The organism is Pseudomonas sp. GD04015 (assembly GCF_029837675.1).
Classification (GTDB): Bacteria; Pseudomonadota; Gammaproteobacteria; order Pseudomonadales; family Pseudomonadaceae; genus Aquipseudomonas; species Aquipseudomonas paralcaligenes.
Window position 1 is genome coordinate 138,957 of the sequence record NZ_JAOEEE010000005.1, and the last position, 22,339, is coordinate 161,295.

Annotated in this window: 15 protein-coding genes; 1 reads left to right on the top strand and 14 read right to left on the bottom strand. The window is 62.8% G+C overall.

Going from position 1 to position 22,339, the window contains the following annotated elements; translation table 11 throughout:
- Nucleotides 1–2: 2 nt before the first annotated feature.
- The 11 genes from hemE to N7640_RS06255 form a co-directional block, all read right to left on the bottom strand.
- Entirely contained in the window at nucleotides 3–1,073 is a 1,071-nt protein-coding gene (gene hemE, locus N7640_RS06205; RefSeq protein ID WP_279901820.1) for a uroporphyrinogen decarboxylase, read from the bottom strand.
- Between the two features lie 246 nt (nucleotides 1,074–1,319).
- Nucleotides 1,320–2,738, bottom strand: a complete 1,419-nt coding sequence (locus N7640_RS06210; protein ID WP_279901819.1) for an FAD-dependent oxidoreductase — start codon at nucleotides 2,736–2,738, stop codon at nucleotides 1,320–1,322.
- Nucleotides 2,739–2,770: 32 nt separating this feature from the next.
- Complete coding sequence (gltB, locus tag N7640_RS06215; protein ID WP_279901817.1) at nucleotides 2,771–7,216, bottom strand: glutamate synthase large subunit; 4,446 nt, start codon at nucleotides 7,214–7,216, stop codon at nucleotides 2,771–2,773.
- Nucleotides 7,217–7,747: 531 nt separating this feature from the next.
- Nucleotides 7,748–9,382, bottom strand: a complete 1,635-nt coding sequence (locus tag N7640_RS06220; protein WP_279901816.1) for an AAA family ATPase — start codon at nucleotides 9,380–9,382, stop codon at nucleotides 7,748–7,750.
- A gap of 9 nt (nucleotides 9,383–9,391) precedes the next feature.
- Entirely contained in the window at nucleotides 9,392–10,510 is a 1,119-nt protein-coding gene (aroB, locus tag N7640_RS06225) for a 3-dehydroquinate synthase (RefSeq protein ID WP_279901814.1), read from the bottom strand.
- 49 nt (nucleotides 10,511–10,559) lie between these two features.
- The gene (gene aroK / locus N7640_RS06230) at nucleotides 10,560–11,078 is read right to left on the bottom strand and encodes a shikimate kinase AroK (protein ID WP_279901812.1); all 519 of its coding nucleotides are present in this window, start codon (nucleotides 11,076–11,078) and stop codon (nucleotides 10,560–10,562) included.
- Entirely contained in the window at nucleotides 11,078–13,189 is a 2,112-nt protein-coding gene (gene pilQ / locus N7640_RS06235; protein WP_279901810.1) for a type IV pilus secretin PilQ, read from the bottom strand. The genes aroK and pilQ overlap by 1 nt, the downstream gene beginning before the upstream one ends.
- Nucleotides 13,190–13,241: 52 nt before the next feature.
- A complete protein-coding gene (gene pilP / locus N7640_RS06240; RefSeq protein WP_279901808.1) occupies nucleotides 13,242–13,766 on the bottom strand; it encodes a type 4a pilus biogenesis lipoprotein PilP in 525 nt (174 codons plus the stop codon).
- Nucleotides 13,763–14,401 carry a type 4a pilus biogenesis protein PilO gene (gene pilO / locus N7640_RS06245; RefSeq protein WP_279901807.1) on the bottom strand — a complete coding sequence of 213 codons (639 nt, stop codon included), beginning with the start codon at nucleotides 14,399–14,401 and terminating at the stop codon, nucleotides 13,763–13,765. Before pilO ends, pilP begins: the two co-directional genes overlap by 4 nt.
- Entirely contained in the window at nucleotides 14,398–15,018 is a 621-nt protein-coding gene (locus N7640_RS06250) for a PilN domain-containing protein (RefSeq protein ID WP_279901806.1), read from the bottom strand. Before N7640_RS06250 ends, pilO begins: the two co-directional genes overlap by 4 nt.
- The gene (locus tag N7640_RS06255; protein ID WP_220816118.1) at nucleotides 15,018–16,082 is read right to left on the bottom strand and encodes a pilus assembly protein PilM; all 1,065 of its coding nucleotides are present in this window, start codon (nucleotides 16,080–16,082) and stop codon (nucleotides 15,018–15,020) included. Before N7640_RS06255 ends, N7640_RS06250 begins: the two co-directional genes overlap by 1 nt.
- A gap of 181 nt (nucleotides 16,083–16,263) precedes the next feature.
- Between N7640_RS06255 and N7640_RS06260 the strand changes: the two genes are divergently transcribed.
- Nucleotides 16,264–18,681, top strand: coding sequence for a penicillin-binding protein 1A (locus N7640_RS06260; protein ID WP_279901804.1), 2,418 nt, complete (start codon nucleotides 16,264–16,266; stop codon nucleotides 18,679–18,681).
- Nucleotides 18,682–18,741: 60 nt separating this feature from the next.
- On the opposite strand, the gene N7640_RS06265 is transcribed toward N7640_RS06260, so the two are convergent.
- The 3 genes from N7640_RS06265 to N7640_RS06275 all read right to left on the bottom strand — a co-directional run bounded on the left by N7640_RS06265 (nucleotide 18,742) and on the right by N7640_RS06275 (nucleotide 22,337).
- Nucleotides 18,742–20,010 (bottom strand): malic enzyme-like NAD(P)-binding protein, encoded by a 1,269-nt coding sequence (locus N7640_RS06265; RefSeq protein ID WP_220816120.1) that lies wholly within the window; start codon nucleotides 20,008–20,010, stop codon nucleotides 18,742–18,744.
- Between the two features lie 87 nt (nucleotides 20,011–20,097).
- Nucleotides 20,098–21,540, bottom strand: coding sequence for a M48 family metalloprotease (locus N7640_RS06270; RefSeq protein ID WP_279901803.1), 1,443 nt, complete (start codon nucleotides 21,538–21,540; stop codon nucleotides 20,098–20,100).
- On the bottom strand, nucleotides 21,537–22,337 hold the full coding sequence (locus tag N7640_RS06275) for a thermonuclease family protein (RefSeq protein ID WP_279901802.1): 801 nt from the start codon (nucleotides 22,335–22,337) through the stop codon (nucleotides 21,537–21,539). Before N7640_RS06275 ends, N7640_RS06270 begins: the two co-directional genes overlap by 4 nt.
- Between the last annotated feature and the right edge of the window lie 2 nt (nucleotides 22,338–22,339).

The window sequence follows — 22,339 nt, forward strand, 5'->3', positions numbered from 1 at the left end:
CGTTACTGCTGGTGGTACTGCGCCGACAGCTCGTGCACGGCCTCGAAGAAGGCCTTGGCATGCTCCGGCGGCACTTCCGGGGTGATGCCGTGGCCGAGGTTGAACACCTGGCCGGTGCCCGGGCCGTAGGCGGCGAGAATACGCGCCACCTCGGCGCGGATGGCTTCCGGCCTGGCGTGCAGCACGGCCGGGTCCATGTTGCCCTGCAGGGCGACCTTGCCGCCGACACGCTGACGCGCGCTGCCGATGTCGCAGGTCCAGTCCAGGCCCAGGGCCTCGGCGCCGGTCTCGGCCATGGATTCCAGCCACAGGCCGCCGCCCTTGGTGAACAGGATCACCGGCACTCGGCGACCGTCGTGTTCACGGATCAGGCCGTCGACGATCTGCTTCATGTAGCGCAGGGAAAATTCCTGGTAGGCGGCCGACGACAGCGCGCCGCCCCAGGAGTCGAAGATCTGCACGGCCTGGGCGCCGGCCTCGATCTGGCCGTTGAGGTAGACGGTAATCGAGCGGGCCAGCTTGTCGAGCAGCGCGTGCATGGCCTGCGGGTTGTCGTAGAGCATCGCCTTGGACTTGCGGAAGTCGCGGCTGGAGCCGCCCTCGACCATGTAGGTGGCCAGGGTCCAGGGGCTGCCGGAGAAGCCGATCAGCGGCACGCGGCCGTTCAGCTCGCGGCGGATGGTGCGCACGGCATCCATCACGTAGCCCAGGTCCTGCTCGGCATCGGGAATCGGCAGGGCCTCGATATCGGCCATCGAACTGATGACTTTCTTGAAGCGCGGCCCCTCGCCGGTCTCGAAGTACAGGCCCTGGCCCATGGCGTCGGGGATGGTGAGGATGTCGGAGAAGAGGATCGCGGCGTCGATCTGCGGGTAGCGATCCAGCGGCTGGATAGTGACCTCGCAGGCCAGCTCGGGGTTCTTCATCAGGCTGACGAAGTCACCGGCCTTGGTACGGGTGGCGCGGTACTCCGGCAGGTAACGACCGGCCTGGCGCATCATCCACACGGGGGTGACGTCGACGGGTTGCTTGAGCAGGGCGCGCAGGAAACGGTCGTTCTTCAGGGCGGACATCGGCAGGGTTCCTGGAAATCGGCAGGGAGCGTTGCGGCGGGAGTATGTAGGCGGCACACGGCGGCGGCCCCCTCCTCCGGGCGGGCTGCTGGATCACAGGCAGGCCGCGCGCCTTGGCGCAGAAAAAGTGCGGGCATTTTCGCAGACCCAAAAACAAAAGGCACGGCGAGTGCCGTGCCTTTTGTCCATCGCGACGATTTGCCGCGACCGCAGGGTGCGCCATGCGCACCGCCGGAGTCCTCCGGGTCAGACCCCGAGATAATCCAGGATGCCTTCGGCAGCGTTGCGGCCCTCGAAGATCGCCGTCACCACCAGGTCGGAACCGCGGACCATGTCGCCACCGGCGAAGATCTTCGGGTTGCTGGTCTGGTGCTTGAACTGGTTCTGCTCCGGCGCCACCACACGGCCCTGGCTGTCGGTGTCGATCTTGAAGTCGGCGAACCAGGCGGCCGGGCTCGGACGGAAGCCGAAGGCGATCAGCACGGCCTCGGCCGGGATGATTTCCTCGGAACCCGGGATCGGCTCGGGGCTACGGCGGCCACGGGCGTCCGGCTCGCCGAGACGGGTCTCGACCACCTTGACGCCTTCCACCTTGTCCTCGCCGACGATGGCGATGGGCTGGCGGTTGAAGAGGAACTTCACGCCCTCTTCCTTGGCGTTCTTCACTTCCTTGCGCGAGCCCGGCATGTTCTCTTCGTCGCGACGGTAGGCGCAGGTCACGGCCTTGGCGCCCTGGCGGATGGAGGTGCGGTTGCAGTCCATCGCGGTATCGCCGCCGCCGAGCACGACCACGCGCTTGCCCTTCATGTCGATGAAGTCTTCCGGCGCCTTCTCGAAGCCGAGGTTGCGGTTGACGTTGGCGATCAGGAAGTCCAGCGCGTCGGTGACGCCCGGCAGGTCCTCGCCCGGGAAGCCGCCCTTCATGTAGGTGTAGGTGCCCATGCCCATGAACACGGCGTCGTACTCATCCAGCAGCTGCTGCATGGTCACGTCCTTGCCGATCTCGGTGTTCAGGCGGAACTCGATGCCCATGCCGGTGAACACTTCGCGACGACGGCTGAGCACACTCTTCTCGAGCTTGAACTCGGGGATGCCGAAGGTCAGCAGGCCGCCGATCTCCGGGTTCTTGTCGAACACCACCGGGGTCACGCCGTTACGCACCAGCACATCGGCGCAGCCCAGGCCGGCCGGGCCGGCGCCGATCACGGCGACGCGCTTGCCGGTCGGCTTGACCTTGGACATGTCCGGACGCCAGCCCATGGCGAAGGCGGTGTCGGTGATGTACTTCTCCACCGAACCGATGGTCACCGCGCCGAAGCCGTCGTTGAGGGTGCAGGCCCCCTCGCACAGACGGTCCTGCGGGCACACGCGGCCGCAGACTTCCGGCAGGGTGTTGGTCTGGTGGCTCAGCTCGGCGGCGGCCAGGATGTTGCCTTCGGAAACCAGCTTCAACCAGTTGGGAATGAAGTTGTGCACCGGGCACTTCCACTCGCAGTACGGGTTGCCGCAGCCCAGGCAACGGTGCGCCTGGTCGGCGGCCTGGGCCGGTTTGAAGGGTTCGTAGATTTCCACGAACTCCTTCTTGCGCTGGCGCAGGAGCTTCTTCTTCGGATCCTTGCGCCCGACCTCGATGAACTGGAAGTCGTTGTTCAGACGTTCAGTCATTTCAAAAACCTCATCAAACTACTCAGGCGCAATTACTGCGGATTCGCACGGGTGCTGCTGAGCAGCGAACCCAGGCTTGCCGCTTTTGGTTTGACCAGCCAGAACTTGCGCAGGTAGTCCTCCAGGTTCTCGAGCAGGTGAGTGCCCCAGGGACTGGAGGTTTCCGCCACGTACTCGACCAGCACTTCGCGCAGATGGCTGCGGTAGGCCTCCATGGCCTCGTTGCTGATGCGCTGGATCTCCACCAGTTCGTGGTTGACGCGGTCGACGAAGCTGTTGTCCAGGTCGAGCACGTAGGCGAAGCCGCCGGTCATGCCCGAACCGAAGTTCACCCCGGTCTTGCCCAGCACGCAGACGAAACCGCCGGTCATGTATTCGCAGCAGTGGTCACCGGTACCTTCCACGATGGCGTGGGCGCCGGAGTTGCGCACGGCGAAACGCTCGCCCGCGGTGCCGGCGGCGAACAGACGGCCACCGGTGGCACCGTACAGGCAGGTGTTGCCGACGATGGCCGACTCCTGGGTCTTGAACGGGCTGCCGGCCGGCGGCGTGATCACCAGCTTGCCGCCGGTCATGCCCTTGCCGACGTAGTCGTTGGCATCGCCTTCCAGGCGCAGGTACAGGCCGCCGGCGTTCCACACGCCGAAGCTCTGACCCGCGGTGCCCTTGAAGCGGAAGGTGATCGGCGCGTCCTTCATACCCTGGTTGCCGTGCTGCTTGGCGATCTCGCCGGAGACACGGGCACCGATGGAGCGGTCGCAGTTGCAGATATCCAGTTCGTACTCGCCGCCGGTCTTGCCGGTGATGGCGGCCTGGGCCAGCTCGACCATCTTCTCGGCCAGCAGGCCCTGGTCGAACGGCGGGTTCTTCTCGACTTCGCAGAACTGCGGCTTGTCGGCCGGGATACGGTCGCTGCCAAGCAGCGGAGTCAGATCCAGGTTGCCCTGCTTGTCGGTATCGCCCGGCAGCACGTCGAGCAGGTCGGTACGCCCGATCAGTTCGCCCAGGCTGCGCACGCCCAGCTTGGCCAGCCACTGGCGGGTGTCTTCGGCGACGAAGGTGAAGTAGTTCATCACCATTTCGACGGTGCCGATGAAGTGGTCCTTGCGCAGCTTGTCGTTCTGGGTGGCCACGCCGGTGGCGCAGTTGTTCAGGTGACAGATGCGCAGGTACTTGCAGCCCAGGGCGACCATCGGGCCGGTGCCGAAGCCGAAGCTCTCGGCGCCGAGGATGGCGGCCTTGATCACGTCGAGGCCGGTCTTCAGGCCGCCGTCGGTCTGCACCCGCACCTTGCCGCGCAGGTCGTTGCCGCGCAGGGTCTGGTGGGTTTCGGCCAGGCCGAGCTCCCACGGCGAACCAGCGTACTTGATCGAGGTCAGCGGCGATGCGCCGGTACCACCGTCGTAGCCGGAGATGGTGATCAGGTCGGCGTAGGCCTTGGCCACGCCGGCGGCGATGGTGCCGACACCGGCTTCCGCCACCAGCTTGACCGAGACCAGCGCGGCCGGGTTGACCTGCTTGAGGTCGAAGATCAGCTGCGACAAGTCCTCGATCGAGTAGATGTCGTGGTGCGGCGGCGGCGAGATCAGGGTCACGCCGGGCACGGCATAGCGCAGACGCGCGATCAGACCGTTGACCTTGCCGCCGGGCAGCTGGCCGCCCTCGCCGGGCTTGGCGCCCTGGGCGACCTTGATCTGCAGCACTTCGGCGTTGACCAGGTATTCCGGGGTCACACCGAAGCGGCCGGTGGCCACCTGCTTGATCTTCGAGCTGCGCACGGTGCCGTAGCGGGCCGGGTCTTCGCCGCCCTCGCCGGAGTTGGAGCGAGCGCCCAGGCGGTTCATCGCCTCGGCGATGGCCTCATGGGCTTCCGGTGACAGAGCGCCAAGGGAAATACCGGCGGAGTCGAAGCGCTTGAGCACCTCACCCAGCGACTCGACCTCATCCAGCGGCAGCGGCTGGTCGGCCAGCTTGAGCTGCAGCAGGTCGCGGATCATCGACACCGGGCGGTTGTCCACCAGCGCGGCGTACTCTAGGTACTTCTCGTAGCTGCCCTGCTGCACGGCGGCCTGCAGGGTGTTGACCACATCCGGGTTGTAGGCGTGGTACTCGCCACCGTAGACGAACTTGAGCAGACCGCCCTGCTGGATGGCCTTGCGGTTGTTCCAGGCCTCGGCGGCCAGCAGCTTCTGCTCGGCCTCAATGTCGACGAAGCGCGCGCCCTGGATGCGGCTGGCAACGCCGCGGAAGCACAGCTCGGTGACTTCATCGGACAGGCCGACGGCCTCGAACAGCTGGGCGCCACGGTAGGAGGCGACGGTGGAGATGCCCATCTTCGACAGGATTTTCAGCAGGCCCTTGGAGATGCCCTTGCGGTAGTACTTGAACACCTCGTAGAGGTCGCCCAGCACTTCACCGGTACGGATCAGGTCGGCCAGCACCTCGTACGCCAGGAACGGGTACACGGCGGAGGCGCCGAAGCCCACCAGCACGGCGAAGTGGTGCGGGTCACGGGCGGTGGCGGTCTCGACCAGGATGTTGCAGTCGCAACGCAGGCCTTTCTCGGTCAGGCGGTGGTGCACGGCGCCGGTGGCCAGCGCGGCATGCGCCGGCAGCTTGCCCGGGGCGATGTGACGGTCGGTAAGGACCAGCAGCACCTTGCCGCCGCGCACGGCTTCCTCGGCCTGGTCGGCGATGTTGCGCACCGCGGCTTCCAGGCCGATGGCCGGGTCGTAGTTGAGGTCGATGACGTGACGCTCGAAGCCCGGGGTGGTCAGGCTCATCAGCGCGCGCCACTTGGCCGGGGAGATCACCGGGCTGCTCAGCATGACGCGGCTGGCGTGGGCCGGGGACTCTTCGAAGATATTGCGCTCGGCGCCCAGGCAGATTTCCAGGGACATCACGATCGACTCGCGCAGCGGGTCGATCGGCGGGTTGGTCACCTGGGCGAACTGCTGACGGAAGTAGTCGAAAGGCGAGCGGATGCGCTGCGACAGCACAGCCATCGGCGTGTCGTCGCCCATCGAACCCACGGCTTCCTGGCCCTGCTCGCCGAGCGGACGCAGCACCTGGTCACGCTCCTCGAAGGTGACCTGGAACATCTTCATGTACTGCTTGAGCTGGTCGGCGTCGTAGCTGGCCACGCCTTGGTCGTCGTCCAGCTTGGCCTGGATGCGCACGGCGTTCTGACGCAGCCACTGCTTGTAGGGGTGGCGCGACTTCAGACGGTTGTCGATGGCGTCGGTGTCCAGCACCTGGCCGGTCTCGGTGTCCACCGCGAGGATCTGGCCCGGGCCGACCCGGCCCTTGGCGATCACGTCTTCCGGCTTGTAGTCCCACACGCCGATTTCCGACGCCAGGGTGATGTAGCCGTTCTTGGTGGTGACCCAGCGCGCCGGGCGCAGGCCGTTGCGGTCGAGCAGGCAGACGGCGTGACGACCGTCGGTCATCACCACGCCGGCGGGGCCGTCCCACGGCTCCATGTGCATGGAGTTGTACTCATAGAACGCGCGCAGGTCGGCGTCCATGGTCTCCATGTTCTGCCAGGCCGGCGGAATGATCATGCGCACGCCGCGGAACAGGTCGATGCCGCCGGTGACCATCAGCTCGAGCATGTTGTCCATGCTCGACGAGTCGGAGCCGACGCGGTTGACCAGCGGGCCCAGCTCTTCCAGGTCCGGAATCAGCTCGTTGGCGAACTTCAGGCGACGGGCCACGGCCCAGTTGCGGTTGCCGGTGATGGTGTTGATCTCGCCGTTGTGGGCGAGGAAGCGGAACGGCTGCGCCAGCGGCCATTTCGGCAGGGTGTTGGTGGAGAAGCGCTGGTGGAATACGCAGATCGCGGTCTGCAGACGCTCGTCGCCGAGGTCCGGGTAGAACTGCTGCAGGTCCGCCGGCATCATCAGGCCTTTATAGATGATGGTCTTCGGCGAGAAGCTGCAGATGTAGTGCTCGGTGTCGGCGGCGTTGGCTACCGAGGAGCGGCGACGAGCGCTGAACAGCTTGATGGCGAACGGCTGGTCGTCCAGGCCTTCGCCGCCGATGAACACCTGCTCGATCTGCGGCAGGCGCTCCAGGGCCAGGCGGCCGAGCACGCTGGTGTCCACCGGCACCTTGCGCCAGCCGATCAGCTGCAGGCCGGCGGCCTCGATCTCGCGGTTCATGTTGGCGCGGGCGGCCTCGGCCTTGGCCGGGTCCTGGTTGAAAAACACCATGCCCACGGCGTACTGCTGGGGCAGCTCGCTGCCGAACTGCTCCCTGGCGACCGCGCGCAGGAACAGGTCGGGCTTCTGGATCAGCAGACCGCAACCGTCACCGGTCTTGCCGTCGGCGTTGATGCCGCCACGGTGGGTCATGCAGGTCAGGGCTTCGATGGCGGTCTTCAGCAAGTGATGACTCGCCTCACCTTCCATGTGGGCGATCAGGCCGAAGCCGCAGTTGTCCTTGAACTCATCAGGATGGAATAGGCCGGCTTTCATAGAACTCTCACCAGGATGCCTTCCCGGAAGGCAATGTCTTTCTAATTCGGAGCATCTGCTTGGCGCATACGCCCGCTTTGCCTAAGCAAAAGGGGGGCCATTCTACACACGATGAAATGGATGGACAAAGCCAAAAATGACGCCCAATGAACATCGAATGTCGCAAAAACGAAATAAAGAAAGATGCCTGCGTGATAGGAAAAATAAAAATCACCAAAACAGGGCAGATAACAAAACACATGCGCACCAGATTGATGCACCAGACTTCATTCAGTCTCGATTCTTTGAGGCCGCCAGCGCCCCAGGAAGGAACACGGCGTCAGCCGGCGTCGCGGGCAGATACCGGGGAATACCCGGGCACGCAGCCAGGAAGGGACATAGGAGGGAAGTTAACGATACCCGCCAGAGCGCACCAATATTGAACATTAGCGCACCAATAATGATCACGAATTGAGCAATTCGCAGGCGTAACGATGCGAAAAAATGTCGCACTCACTGAAAAAGCGGGCGCAGACGCGCCCGCTTTTCATTTCAGCGTGCCTGAGCTTCCTGCTGAATACTGGCGAAACTGCGCGGCCAAGGCTTGCCCGCCTGCACCGCAGCGGGCAGCGACTGGATCGCGGCCTGGGCGGCGGCGCGACTGGAGAACTGCCCGTAGGTCACCACGTAAAGCGGCTGTCCTTGGTGCAGCTTCTTGAAATAGCGGTACTCCCCGCCGTTCTTGCCAACGAATGCCTTGGCGCTGCTTTCCGAGCGGGTGCCGAGAATCTGCAAGGCATAGTTTCCTGACGGACGGCTGGCATACCACTCGGCGCCTGGCGCCGGAGCAGCGCTCGCTACGGTCGTCTCAGGCTTGGGCGCAGGAGCCGCCGGCTTGATCGCAGGTGCAGCGGCGGGCGCCGGCTTGGTGGCCGGAGGCGTCGCCGCCGGAGCCGGCACAGGCTTGGCCGGGGCAGGTTTGACCGGCTCGGGAACAGGCACGCTCGCCACGGTCGGCACCACCGGCGCAGTGACCGGTGCCGGCGTTATCGCCGGAGAGGGAGCCGGCATAGGCGGAGTCGCCGACTGGCTCTCCGCGGCACTACCGTCCTCGCCATCATCCATACCGGAAGCCTGGGCCAGCGGTTCGCGAATCACCGGCTGCGCCTCCCCTACCAGCGGCAGCGGAAGCGGCTGGCTGGCACCACTGAACTCCACGGATGCGCCCGACGACGGCGCCGGAGCAGCCTGTTTTCCAGCATCGACGGTCGCAGGAGCCGAGACCTGGGGCACCAGTTCGACCGGAGACTCGGCGACAGTGGGTGGCGCGCCGTCTTTCTTCCCCTGCATTAGCCAGGCCGCACCAAGCGCGACAGCCACCACAGCGACAGCCAGCAGATGCTTCTTCGGCAGTCCGAAACCGGAGCCGCCCGCACCCGCAGCCGAGCGGCTCGCCAGCATGGCCTCGACCAGCGCCTCACGGGCCGCCTGATTGATTGCTCCCGGCCAGCCACCGGAACTCAGGTGGATATCGGCGACCTGGTCATCGCTCAGCAGATCGATGCCCTGACCCGCGCCATCCAGCCGCTGGGCCAGGTATTCGCGAGTCTCATCCTCGTCGTAGGGCAACAGCTCTATCGCGTGGAAGCGCTCCTCGCCATCGGCCATCAGCTCGAGCCGGGGCAGGATCTCGCTCTCGGCGAACAGGAAGATGTGTGGCCTGCCATCCGCGTTACCAGCAGCCAGGGTGAACAGGGTTTCCAGCGCGGCGTCGGCGAGCTGTTCGGCATCGTCGACCAGCAGGTAGACCTCCTGCCCCGTCAGCGCCAGCTGGGCGACCTGGGCCAGGACGCTGCGCACATCCGCCTGCTGCATGCCCAGCCCCTGGGCCACCTGGCGCAGGATACCGGCGACATCGCCGGCGCCACGGGCGGAAACGACCACGGACTGCACGGTCTGCTTGTTGGTACTGGCCACCAGCGCCTGGCGCAACAGGGTCTTGCCGCTGCCATGGGGGCCGGTCACGACCAGTAGCAGCTGGCTGTAGCGAGCCAGATGGTGGAGCTGCCCCAGAACCGGCTTGCGCTGCGCCGGGTAGAAGCGGAAGCCGGGCACCCGCGCAGCGAAGGGGTCATGAGTGAACTGGTAGTGCGCGAGAAACGCCTCGTCGGCATGCAAACTGGTCATGTAGCTCTCTTACTCTCCAAGCGGCTGGTGTACCAGCCGAGTCCGCAGCGCGCCGTAGTCGGCACGCAATGTGGCATCCAGAACTTCCCGCGGGAAATCGTCGGTGATCACGGCTTCGCCGAGCCGTCCCAGCAATACCAGGCGCAGCCGGCCATCCAGTACCTTCTTGTCGACCGCCATATGCTCGAGAAAATCCTCGGGCTCCATCTCAACAGGCGGCACCACCGGCAGGCCTGCGCGCAGCAGCAGGCGAATGCCGCGATCCCGGTCCGCATCCGAAATCCAGCCCAGGCGCGAAGACATCTCCAGCGCCATGACGGTGCCAGCCCCCACCGCTTCACCGTGCAGCCACTCGCCATAGCCCATGTGGGTCTCGATGGCGTGGCCGAAGGTATGACCCAGGTTGAGGATCGCGCGCAGGCCGGACTCGCGCTCATCGGCGCCAACCACACGCGCCTTGGCCGCGCAGGAGCGCTCGATAGCTTCGATCAGGGCGGAGGATTCCAACTGAAGCAGGGCTTCGACACGCTCCTCCAGCCAGGAAAGGAACTCAAGATCGCAGATCAGGCCGTACTTGATCACTTCAGCCAGCCCCGCCGACAGCTCGCGAGGCGGCAGGGTGCGAAGCACGCTCGTGTCGATGATGACCGCGTTGGGCTGGTAGAAGGCCCCGATCATGTTCTTGCCGAGCGGATGATTGATCCCGGTCTTGCCACCGACCGAGGAGTCCACCTGGGACAGCAGCGTGGTCGGCACTTGGATGAAATCGACACCACGCTGGTAGCACGCCGCCGCGAATCCGGCCATATCGCCGACGACACCGCCACCCAGGGCAATGATGGTGGTCTTGCGATCATGACGCGCCTGGAGCAACCCATCGAAGATCAGCTGCAGCGCTTCCCAGGTCTTGAAGCTTTCACCGTCCGGCAGGACGACCGTCGCGATGTCCTGGCCCTCCAGCGATTGCTTCAGCGCCTCAAGATAAAGGGGAGCAACGGTCTCGTTGGTGACTATCGCTACCTGGCGACCCGCGAGGTGCGGCTTGAACAGATCGGAACGAGCGAGCAGCCCCTCCCCGATGTAGATGGGATAGCTGCGCTCGCCAAGATCGACAGTAAGAGTCTGCATGAAGCCCCCGGATAGAAAGGGCATAGGATAACGCAGATGGGCGCCCGCTTTAACGGGGAGGCAGGGCGTTGAGACGATCGATGATTTCCTGCACCACGAGACGCGGCGGCCGCTCATCCGTTTCGATGATCACGTCGGCGATCTCCCGATAGAGCGGGTCGCGTATATCCATCAGGCTGCGCAACACCTTACCAGGCTCGGCGTTGCGCAGAAGAGGCCGATTGCGATCGCGAGAGGTCCGCTCCAGCTGCTGCTCGACGGAGGCATGCAGGTACACGACTCGCCCTCCTGCCCGCAGTGCCTGGCGATTCTCCGGACGCAGCACCACGCCACCGCCGGTCGCAATCACCACCCCCTCAAGCTCGCAAAGCTCCTCGATCATCGCCTGCTCGCGCTCACGAAAGCCCTGCTCACCCTCGACATCGAAGATCCAGGGAATATCGGCACCGGTGCGCTGCTCGATCTCCTTGTCCGAATCCTTAAAGTGCAACTTCAGCTCTTTCGCGAGCAGCCGCCCGATGGTGCTCTTGCCAGCACCCATCGGGCCTACCAACGCTACGTTCTGCACTATCGATTGTTCACCGCGATGGCTTGGTTGTTCATGATGCGAGGGGTGATGAACACCAAGAGCTCGGTCTTCTCTTCAGTCACGATATCCCTGCGGAACAGGCGGCCGAGATAAGGAACATCTCCCAAGAACGGCACTTTCTCCACTGCCTTATTCTGGGTATTGGTAAAGACGCCACCAATTACGATTGTCTCGCCATCACTCACCAGAATCTTGGCATTCACCTCATTCTTATCAATGGGCGGCACCCCGGCGACCTGCCTAGTGAAGTCCGGCTGATCCTTGTTCACCTTCACTTCCATGATGATGCGATTGTCCGGAGTAATCTGAGGCGTCACCTCAAGCGACAACGCAGCCTCCTTAAACGAAACAGTGGTTGCGCCACTGGAGCTCGCTTCCTGATAGGGCACTTCAGTGCCTTTAAGAATCTTCGCTGTCTCCTTGTCGGAAGTCACAACCTTGGGCTGAGAAATCACCTCTCCATTACCGCTCCTCTCCATCGCTGACAACTGCAAGTCGAGTATGGCGTTATCGGTTACGAAACCAATCCCCAAACCCGACGTGCTATCGCTAATACCCAAATCTACGAATGGAACAGGACTACTATCACTCGTAGGCCGAGTGCACCGCCCCTCAAAGGGGCCGCAGCTATACCCCTCCTCTTCCTTAATGCCCGTTGCACCATCCTTCCCGTACCCCTTCCACTTACCAGTACCTACTGTTCCACCCCAACGAACACCAAGCTTCTTATCATAGTTCACACCTGCCTCGACAATTCGAGCCTCAATCATGACTTGGCGAACAGGGATATCGAGCTGAGCAACAATCCTGCGTAGCTCATCCAGCCGATCCTGAGTCTGGTAGGCAATGATGCTGTTAGTGCGATCATCGACCGTAACCGTGCCACGATCACCACTTCCTTTACCATCTGTTGCAGCGACGGATTGGAATAACTGGGCAATATCGGACGCTTTAGCATAATTAACCTGAATAAGCTCACGGCGTAATGGAGCCAATTCAGCTATCTGGTTTTGCGCTTCAAGCTCTTGACGCTCCCGCGCAGCGATTTCATCCGCGGGGGCCACCAAAAGAACGTTACCTACCTTGCGCTTATCAAGGCCGCGAGTCTTCAGAACCAAGTCCAATGCTTGATCCCAAGGTACATTCTGCAGTCGCAGGGTAATGCTGCCCTCCACTGTATCGCTGGCCACAAGATTGAGATCAGTGAAATCCGCGATCAGCTGAAGCACAGACCGAACATCAATATCCTGAAAATTCAGTGAAAGCTTTTCCCCTGTGTATGCAAAACGCTCAGCTTTGCGCTTTTCGACATCGTCCTGACTCAGAGGCTTAACATTAACTGTAAGCTTATTGTCCGTTTGGAAAGCCAAGTAGTCATAAAAGCCTGTTGGCTCAATAATGACGTTGACTACACCATTCGCCTCGGATGCAGACACAAACTGCACAGGCGTGGCAAAATCCTTGACATCAAGTCTGACACGAAGACTCTCAGGCAACTGGGTCTTGGCAAATTTGAGATTAATTTTCCCACCCTGCTCCTGAATATCGGCGTTTACCGAAGGGTCCGATAGCTCGATAACAATACTTCCCTCGCCCTGCTCTCCACGTTGAAAGTCGATACCATTGATCGACCTACTGCCGGATAGCGCCAATTGCTTCGTGGCCAGACTAGTAATAGGAGCAGAAGTAATCGCTGAGGCCGGACGAGCACTTGAGTCGCCAACCACCAAGAAAAGACTATTTCCTTCGGAGCGAGTGCTATAGGGTGCCAGGGTCGTCAGATTCACGATAAGGCGGGTACGGTCCTTGGCTTCCACGACCGTAACACTACGCGCGTTCCCCACGCCCAACTCACGGCTTTTCTGCCCCAATTTGTTTGAGACCCCTGGCAGATCCAACGCGATGCGGGCCGGCTGCTCAATGGTATAACCACGTGGATTGGCTACAGGCTCGTTGAACGAAAGCTTCAATTCCACCTTGTCGCCCGGCAAAGCAGCAACATCAATCTTCTGAAGCTCCGCCGCGAGTACCGACGGCATGAAAGTCGCAAGCATGAGCGCCCCGGCAAGGCGAGAGATTTGGCTGATCATTGGCATGTTCCGTTCGACAGATCCGATTTTATTCTTCATACAAACCTCGCAGCTATGTGCGCTCTTTGAGAGTGAGACTGCGAGGCCGCTCGAGCCAGCCCCCCTCGCCATCGGGAACTATTTCCACAACGTTGATTCCCGCCTCGTCAACCGCAGTAACACGCCCATGGTTCCGCCCCAGATAATCGCCTACCTTGACCCGGTGGACCCCTCCAGCCCCGCGAACCAGCGCGTAGACGCCACCGTCCCTAGCAAGAGTGCCAACCATTTCAAATGTTTCGATATTGAACCCCTCTAGGAACTGTCGAACCCGCGTCTCGTCAGGTTTCACTTCCTTATTACCCTTGGGAGAGGCGGCAATATCGATTTTTACTGGAGGCTGGAACGGGCTACGAAGTCCAGCAGCTGCATAAGTAAAGGCTTCATACGGCTGAAATTTCGGCAGCGGTTCTATTGCCCCTTTAGGGCGAGCCCTGACCTCATCCATAAAAGCCTGCAGATCAGAGAAATCCCCCCCCCCACATCCGCCGACAACAGAGAACACGAGTAGCATGCATAGAAACTGGACCGGCCTCATTTCTTGGCCCCTTCATCGTTGTAGCGGTAGGTCTTCGCCAAAACACTCATACGTAACTTGGAGATGCTGACGGCTTCTCCACCCTTGGGCTTCGGCACCTCAACATGAAAGTCATGCAAGGTAACGATCCGAGGCAAACTGGCGACGCCGCTTACAAAAGTGGCCAAGTCATGATAGCTACCAATCACAACGATCTGAATAGGGAGCTCTATATAGAACTGCTGGACTACCTCGGGCTGTAATTTGATCTCTTCAAACTCCAAACCACTGCCAAGCCCAGTCCTGGTAATATCCTCCAGCAAACCCGGAACCTCAGTATCCCCAGGCAGCTGGCGCAACAGCGTGCCAAATGAATCTTCCATCTCTTTCATTTGAGATTTATAAACGTCCAAGTTGGCTGCCTGGAACGCCTTCGAGGAGAATTGCTCTTTCAGATTCTGCTCACTAGCTCGCTGCTGGTCGAGCACACTCTGCAAATCCTTAAGATAGAAGTTGTAGCCCAAGGCAAGAGCAATAATCAGCAGAAGAATACAAGTGATAATCTTGATCGCTGGAGGCCAGACACCAATGTTATTCAGATCCAGCTCCGACAACTCCACTCGCTTAAGCGAATTAATGGACTCTGAAATACTCATGGCTTTTGACCACCATTATTATTAGAAGATACGACTTTCTTATCGGCCGAAGAGCTACCTGCAGCATCCTCACCTGGCTGCGTCTGCTGGACAGTCAACTGAAAGGTATTCGCCTGATCCAATGCACCAGCCGTAGTAGCCTTGACCTCAGTTAGACTTGGCGCCGCCAGCCAATCGGATGCATCCAGATTCCGCATCAGGCTGGACACCCTGTTGTTGGACTCCGCCGCCCCTACGATCAGGATACTCCTCCCTGTTCTCTTCAGCTCGGTGAAATACACACCATCCGGCAGCGTGCGCACCAGTTGGTCGAAAATCCTGCCGATGACCGGACGGTTACCCTGGAGATCCTGAATGATCTTCATCCGCTCGAGGAGCAGTTGTCGCCTCTCCTTGAGTTCACTGATTTCCTTGATACGCGCATCAAGTACCGCGATTTCCTTCTTGATGAACTCGTTGCGAGCGTTCTGATGAGCGATGGCTCGGTCGAGATACTGCCCACCCAGGAAAACCAAACCGCCCGCGATGATCAGAGTTCCGAGCATGACTACGAGGAAGCGCTGCTTGCGCTCCTCGCGCAGTTGCTCTCGCCATGGAAGTAGGTTGATCCGCGCCATCAGTCGAAACTCCTCATCGCCAGACCACAGGCAATCATCAGTGACGGCGCATCGCTAGCCAGCGCGCCGGCATTGACCTTGCCTCCAAGCGCCATATCGGCGAACGGATTGGCTACCAGCGTAGGGGTGCCAATCTTCTGCTGGATCAACCGATCGAGGTCGGGAATGGATGCGGTGCCGCCGGCCAGAAGGATGTAGTCGACGTCATTGAACTGACCTGCAGCGAAGAAGAACTGCAGGGAGCGGGACACCTGCTGCACCACAGCCTCCTTGAAGGGCTGCAGCACTTCGCTCTCGTAGTCGTCCGGGAGCCCGCCCTGTTTCTTCGCCAGCCCCGCCTCTTCCACGGACAGGCCGTAGCGACGCTGGATCTCTTCGGTCAGCTGGCGGCCGCCGAAGAGCTGCTCGCGGGTATAGATGGTGCGTCCGTTGTGCAGAACGCTGAGCGTCGTCATGGTGGCGCCGATATCGACTACAGCCACGGTCAGCTCATCGGCGTTGCCGCCCAGCTGAGAGTCGAGCAACCCGAAGGCACGCTCCAGCGCGTAGGCTTCGACATCCACGACCTTGGCCGTAAGCCCCGCCAGACCGAGAGCCGCCTCGCGGACCTCGACATTCTCCTTGCGGCAGGCCGCCAGCAGCACTTCGACACGCTCGGAATTGCGCGCAGAGACGCCCTGCACTTCGAAGTCGATGGCCACTTCCTCGAGAGGATAGGGAATGTACTGGTCCGCCTCGATCTTCAGCTGGTTCTCCAGCTCGTCGTCGTTGAGCCCAGCTTCCATCTCGATGGTCTTGGTGATTACCGCAGAGCCGGCAACGGCCACCGCAACGGTACGCACCCCGGTCTTCGACTTGCTCAGAACACGGGAGAGCGCCTGGCCGACCCCTTCCAGTTCGGCGATGTTCTTCTCGACCACGGCATTAGGAGGGAGTGGCTCGACGGCGTAGGCCTCTACCTTGTAGCGGCTTCCGGAGCGACTCAATTCAAGGAGCTTGACCGAGGTCGAACTGATGTCGATCCCCAGAAGCGTATTCGCTTTCTTATTGAAGAGCCCTAGCACGACCGATTTCCTATCTGCATCCGAGACTTACGGACTATTTATGTTTTTCCACATTAAATAACAGTCTTGACAGAAGCGCAAATGGCTCCCCCGCAAAAAAACCGCTTATAATGTGAACAGTTTTCCCCTTTTCGCACCGCGCAACACTTAACCCATTCTTTTATCTGGAATTCCAAGAACCTTGATGCGTTTGCTGAAGTTTTTCTGGTGGTCCTGCGTCGCCGCTTTTTGCGGGATAGTGCTCAGTTTCAGCGGAGCCTTCCTCTACCTTAGCCCCGGCTTGCCCTCTGTCGACTCGCTGCGCAGCATACAGCTGCAGATTCCCCTGCGCATCTACAGCGCCGACGGCAAGCTGATCGCCGAATTCGGCGAGATGCGCCGCTCGCCGATACGTTTCGACGACATCCCTCCCGACTTCATCCGCGCCCTGCTGGCGGCCGAGGACGACAATTTCGCCAACCATTATGGCGTCGACTTCACCAGCCTGATGCGCGCTGCTACGCAGTTATTGGCAAGCGGACACATCCAGACCGGGGGCAGCACCATCACCATGCAGGTGGCGAAGAACTTCTTCCTCACCAGCGAGCGCAGCTTCTCGCGCAAGACCAATGAGATCCTGCTCGCGTTACAGATAGAGCGCGAGCTGAGCAAGAACGAGATCCTCGAGCTCTACGTCAACAAGATCTACCTGGGCAATCGCGCCTACGGCATCGAGGCCGCCGCACAGGTGTACTACGGCAAGTCAATCCGCGATCTCAGCCTCGGCCAGCTCGCGATGATCGCCGGCCTGCCCAAGGCACCGTCGCGCTACAACCCGCTGGTCAACCCGCAGCGCAGCATGGAGCGGCGCGACTGGATCCTCGGCCGCATGTACAAGCTCGGCGCCATCGACCAGGCCCGCTACGAAGCCGCGCTGGCGGAACCGATCGAGGCCCGCCACCACGTACAGCCGGTCGAGCTCAACGCCCCCTATATCGCCGAGATGGCGCGCGCCGAAATGGTCGGCCGCTATGGAAGCGATGCCTATACCGAAGGCTTCCGCGTCACAACCACCGTCCCCTCGGCGTTGCAGGAGTCGGCCAACAAGGCCCTGCACGATGGCTTGGTCGCCTATGACCAGCGCCACGGTTTCCGCGGCCCGGAAACGCGCTTGCCCGGCCTCACCCGCGAAGCCTGGCTGCAGGAGTTGGCCAGGTACAAGAGCATCGGCGGCCTGCAGCCGGCCATCGTCACCCAGGTGGAGAAGAGCGGCATCATGGTGCTGCTGCGCAACGGCGAAGAGCAGCCGGTGGCCTGGGACAGCATGAAATGGGCCCGCCCCTTCCTCAACACCAACAGCCTCGGCCCGCGCCCGCAGAAGCCCGCGGACATCGCGCAGATCGGCGACCTGGTCCGAGTAGAACGCAACGAGGAGGACGATACGCTGTTGTTCCGCCAGATCCCCGCCGCGCAGAGCGCGCTGGTATCCCTCGACCCGCAGAACGGCGCGATCCGCGCACTGGTCGGCGGCTTCTCCTTCGAGCAGAGCAACTACAACCGCGCCGCCCAGGCCAAGCGCCAGCCGGGCTCCAGCTTCAAGCCCTTCATCTATAGCGCGGCGCTGGATGCAGGCTTCACCGCCTCCAGCCTGGTCAACGATGCGCCCATCGTGTTCCAGGAGGCCGGCATGGGCGAGGCCTGGCGTCCGAAGAACGACAACAACACCTTCCTCGGTCCGATCCGCCTGCGCGAAGCCCTGTACAAGTCGCGCAACCTCGTGTCGATCCGCCTACTGCAGACCATCGGCATCGACTACACCCTCGACTACATCAGCACCTTCGGTTTCAACCGCCAGGACCTGCCACGCAACCTGTCTCTGGCGCTGGGTACCGCCGGCCTGACGCCACTGGAAATCGCCGGAGGCTGGAGCGCCTTCGCCAATGGCGGGCGCAAGGTCCAGCCCTACCTAATCGAACGGATCGACAGTCGCGACGGCAAGCCGCTGTTCACCGCCAACCCGCCACGCACCCCGGAAAGCGCCCAACTGGTCGAGGAGCAGAATGTCGCCCTGCGGATCGAGGAGCCGGACGCCGAAGTCCAGCAACCGGTCCTGGCCGAGCAGATCATCGACGAGCGCACCGCCTACATCATGACCAGCATGCTGCAGGACGTGATCAAGCGCGGCACCGGCCGCCGCGCCCTGGCGCTGGGTCGCAGCGACCTGGCGGGCAAGACCGGCACCACGAACGAATCCAAGGACAGCTGGTTCTCCGGTTACAACGCCGACTACATGACCACGGTCTGGGTGGGCTTCGACCAACCGGAGAGCCTCGGGCGCAACGAATATGGCGGCACCGTGGCCCTGCCGATCTGGATGGACTACATGGGCGCTGCCCTCAAGGACAAGCCCAGCCACCTGCCGCCGGAGCCGGCTGGCCTGATCAGCCTGCGGGTCGACCCCGTGAGCGGGCGCGCCGCCTCGCCCGGCACGCCGGACGCCTACTTCGAGCTGTTCAAGAGCGAGGACTCGCCACCGCCGATGAGTGAACTGGAACCGGGCATGGGCATCCCCGGCAGCCCGCTGCCCGCCGACGAGTCGGCCCCGATCGACCTGTTCTGATCGACGAGTCCCGGAAAACAAAAAGCCCCGCATCAGCGGGGCTTTTCGTTGTATCGGCGATCAGCCGTTGAACACATCGTCCACCGACTTCAGCGGGTAGTTCTGCGGGTAGGGCAGGGTCGCCACGCCGGTCTCGATCGCGGCCTTGGCCACGGCATCGGCCACCACGGTGATCAGGCGCACGTCCATCGGCTTTGGAATGATGTATTCACGGCCGAACTCCAGCTTGATGCCACCGTAGGCGTCACACACCTCCTGCGGAACCGGCAGCTTGGCCAGGTCGCGCAGGGCGTTGGCAGCGGCAATCTTCATCTCCTCGTTGATGCGGGTGGCGCGCACATCCAGGGCACCGCGGAAGATAAAGGGGAAGCCCAGCACGTTGTTGACCTGGTTCGGATAGTCCGAGCGGCCGGTGGCCATGATCACGTCGTTGCGGGCGGCATGCGCCAGCTCCGGCTTGATCTCCGGGTCCGGGTTGGAGCAGGCGAACACGATCGGGTCGGCCGCCATGCGCTTGAGGTCTTCCGCGCTCAGCAGGTTGGCGCCGGACAGACCGACGAACACGTCCGCGCCTTCGAGGGCGTCGGACAGTGTGCGCTTGTCGGTGGTATGGGCGAACACCGCCTTGTACTGGTTGAGATCGTCGCGGCCGGCGTGGATCACGCCCTTGCGGTCGAGCATGAAGATGTTCTCGACCTGGGCACCCATGCTCACCAGCAGTTTCATGCAGGAAATGGCGGCGGCGCCGGCGCCGAGGCAGACGATCTTGGCTTCCGGCAGGGTCTTGCCGGCGATTTCCAGCGCGTTGAGCATGCCCGCGGCGGTGACGATGGCAGTGCCGTGCTGGTCATCGTGGAACACCGGAATGTCGCACTGCTCGATCAGCGCGCGCTCGATCTCGAAGCACTCGGGCGCCTTGATGTCTTCCAGGTTGATGCCACCGAAGGTGATGGAGATGCGCTTGACGGTGTCGATGAAGGCCTGCGGGCTTTCCGAGTCGACTTCGATGTCGAACACGTCGATGCCGGCGAAGCGCTTGAACAGCACGCCCTTGCCTTCCATCACCGGCTTGGAGGCCAGCGGGCCGAGGTTGCCCAGGCCGAGGATCGCGGTACCGTCGGAAATCACTGCCACCAGGTTGCCCTTGCCGGTGTAGCGATAGGCCAGTTCGGCATCGCGGGCAATCTCGCGCACCGGCTCGGCCACGCCCGGGCTGTAGGCCAGGGCCAGGTCACGGGCGGTCGCGGTCGGCTTGGTCAGTTCCACGCTCAGTTTGCCCGGACGGGGCTGTGCGTGGTACTCGAGAGCGGCAGTTTTCAGATCGGACATTTCGGCTATTTCCGCTTTGCTGTGAAAGGCAGGCGAGCGAGCATACGCAAGAAGGCCAGACCCCACAAGATCAGGGGTCCGAGCGGGTCAGCGGACGACCTTGAGCCAATCGCCGGGAAGTGGCTGGCCGGTCGGATACAGACCATTCAGCAGGCGCAGGCGCTTCAACTTGTCGCCCTCGCCGCCCATCTGCCGACTGATCTCATCCAGACTCTGCCCCGCCTGGTAGCGCACCAGGTGCAGACGCCAGGGCTCGCCGAGCTTGCGCTCCTCGGCCTGCAGCGGGCGGATGCTACGCACCACCTCCATGAACTGGTCGTCGGCGCTGGCCAGCGAGGTACGCCCGCTGACCGCGCCGACGACGAGGAAGGCATCGCGCTCACGGACAATCACCGCGACGCGCTTGGCGTCGCTGCCACGCAGCACGCCGGTGGTCACGTCCAGGCCGCTCTGCCTGAAGCTCTGCTCGCCACTCAGGCTGAGATCGCCGATACGCTTGCGGACGTAGGCACGCGAGTCGGTCTTCTCGCCCAGCGTCTCCAGTTTCATGACCATGAAAGCCTGCTCGTCGCCGCGGTGAACGACCAGCGAATCGGGCCGGTTGATCAGCTCCCAGCCCGGAGGGAACGCGAGCGTGAAATCCAGGCCGACATGATAGAAGCGCTGCCCGCGGCGCACGCCCGCCTCGGCCGAATCGCCGAACGGCATGCCGTCGATCATCTTCAGGTAGGCGTCGCGCCCGGTATCACCCTGCCCGTTGACCAGTGGAGTGGCCGACGCCACCACCTGGCGCAGGCGGGTGTCGTTGTCCGGGTGGGTGTCGAACAGGCCATGGTAACCCGCCGGCGGCACTTCCTTGCCCTTGGCCTGAGCCTCTTCGTGGGCGAAGTCCTCCTGGTTCTTGAGGACCTTCACCACCTCGATCATCGCCTGCGGGTCGTAGCTGCTGCGGGCCAGGTACTGGGCGCCGAAGCCGTCGGCCTCCAGCTCCATGTCGCGACCGTAGCCGCGCACGAAGGCGCTCCCCAGGACATTGGTCAGATCGCCGGCGGCGCTGACGCCGGTGCCGATGGCCACGGCCTGGCCAAACAAGCCCCAGGCGGTGGACTGGCTCTGCTGGCGCACGCTGTGGCGGGCGGTGACGTGGCCGACCTCATGGCCGAGAACCGCGGCCAGCTCCGCCTCGGAACCGAGATAAGCCATCAGTCCGCGGTGGATATAGATGTGCCCGCCGGGGATGGCGAAGGCATTGATGTCCGGGGTGTCAATGACGGTGAAGCTGTAGGCGAGATTGCTGCGATGGCTGTTGCGCGCCACCCGCTCGCCCACCTGCTGGACGTAGGCCTGCAGCTTCTCGTCCGCGTAGCGCGGATATTGCCGGGCGATCTCCTGGGCGTAGTTGCGGCCCATGGCGATTTCCTGCTGCTCGCTCATCATCACGAAATCGGTACGCCCCGTGGCCGGGTTGGTCGCACAACCGACGAGCTGGGCCAGCAGGGACAGCAGCAGGAACAGACGCAACTTATTCATGGCAACACCTCGAGCATGGCCGCATGGGTCAGCGGCAGCATCCAGCGGGCCTGGTCCGGTTGTACGCCGCCGCGCCGGGAGCGGTCAATCACCCAACCGCGCACCTCGACCTCACGACCAGTCAGGCGCTGCAGGGCGGCGACGTCGAAGTGGCGCAGCAGCTTGGGTTCGACGCGCAGCACCAGCGGCCCATCCATCTCGATCCAGAGGCCGCCGCGATTGCGCTGCACCCGCTCGACCTTGCCGCGCACCAGGGCGAAACCGCCGCTGCGCAGATCGAACGGAGTCACCACGGTCGCTTGCTGCCAGAGACCCAGGCGCTGGCGACGCGCCTCGTCCTCGGCGCCGCGGTGGCAGTCCTCCAGGCCGGTAGCCGGCTGGAAGGCGACCCGATAGCCCAGGCCCTCGGCGAGCAACTGCGCCTCCAGATTGCGCCCCGCACCGTCGTACGCGTGAGCCAGGGTGCGGCCGTACTGGTCGCGCGCCCTGCTGCCGACCCGCAGGCCAACCCGTCCGTCGTTGGCCGCCACCAGCGTCTGCAGGCGCTTGCGCGCAGCCTCGGCGAAAGGCTCGGCGGGACGACCGTCCCGCGCCCGCTCCGGCGCATTGACGCCGATCAGGCGCACGCTGCGGCCATCGGCCAGGCGCAGGGTGTCGCCATCCACTACCTTGGCCACGCGCAGCGGCGCCAGGCCCTCGACCAGCGGACAGGCAGCCCGGACGGGCGAAACCAGAAAGACAGAAACGAAAAAGGCGCCCACCAGGGACGCCTTTCTCAGCAACGTGGAACGAACCACGC

Excerpts from the sequence above, each read along its gene's own strand:
- hemE (WP_279901820.1), bottom strand. The coding sequence starts at position 1,073 with ATGTCCGCCCTGAAGAACGACCGTTTCCTGCGCGCCCTGCTCAAGCAA.
- N7640_RS06210 (WP_279901819.1), bottom strand. The coding sequence starts at position 2,738 with ATGACTGAACGTCTGAACAACGACTTCCAGTTCATCGAGGTCGGGCGC.
- gltB (WP_279901817.1), bottom strand. The coding sequence starts at position 7,216 with ATGAAAGCCGGCCTATTCCATCCTGATGAGTTCAAGGACAACTGCGGC.
- N7640_RS06220 (WP_279901816.1), bottom strand. The coding sequence starts at position 9,382 with ATGACCAGTTTGCATGCCGACGAGGCGTTTCTCGCGCACTACCAGTTC.
- aroB (WP_279901814.1), bottom strand. The coding sequence starts at position 10,510 with ATGCAGACTCTTACTGTCGATCTTGGCGAGCGCAGCTATCCCATCTAC.
- pilQ (WP_279901810.1), bottom strand. The coding sequence starts at position 13,189 with ATGATCAGCCAAATCTCTCGCCTTGCCGGGGCGCTCATGCTTGCGACT.
- pilP (WP_279901808.1), bottom strand. The coding sequence starts at position 13,766 with ATGAGGCCGGTCCAGTTTCTATGCATGCTACTCGTGTTCTCTGTTGTC.
- pilO (WP_279901807.1), bottom strand. The coding sequence starts at position 14,401 with ATGAGTATTTCAGAGTCCATTAATTCGCTTAAGCGAGTGGAGTTGTCG.
- N7640_RS06250 (WP_279901806.1), bottom strand. The coding sequence starts at position 15,018 with ATGGCGCGGATCAACCTACTTCCATGGCGAGAGCAACTGCGCGAGGAG.
- N7640_RS06265 (WP_220816120.1), bottom strand. The coding sequence starts at position 20,010 with ATGTCCGATCTGAAAACTGCCGCTCTCGAGTACCACGCACAGCCCCGT.
- N7640_RS06270 (WP_279901803.1), bottom strand. The coding sequence starts at position 21,540 with ATGAATAAGTTGCGTCTGTTCCTGCTGCTGTCCCTGCTGGCCCAGCTC.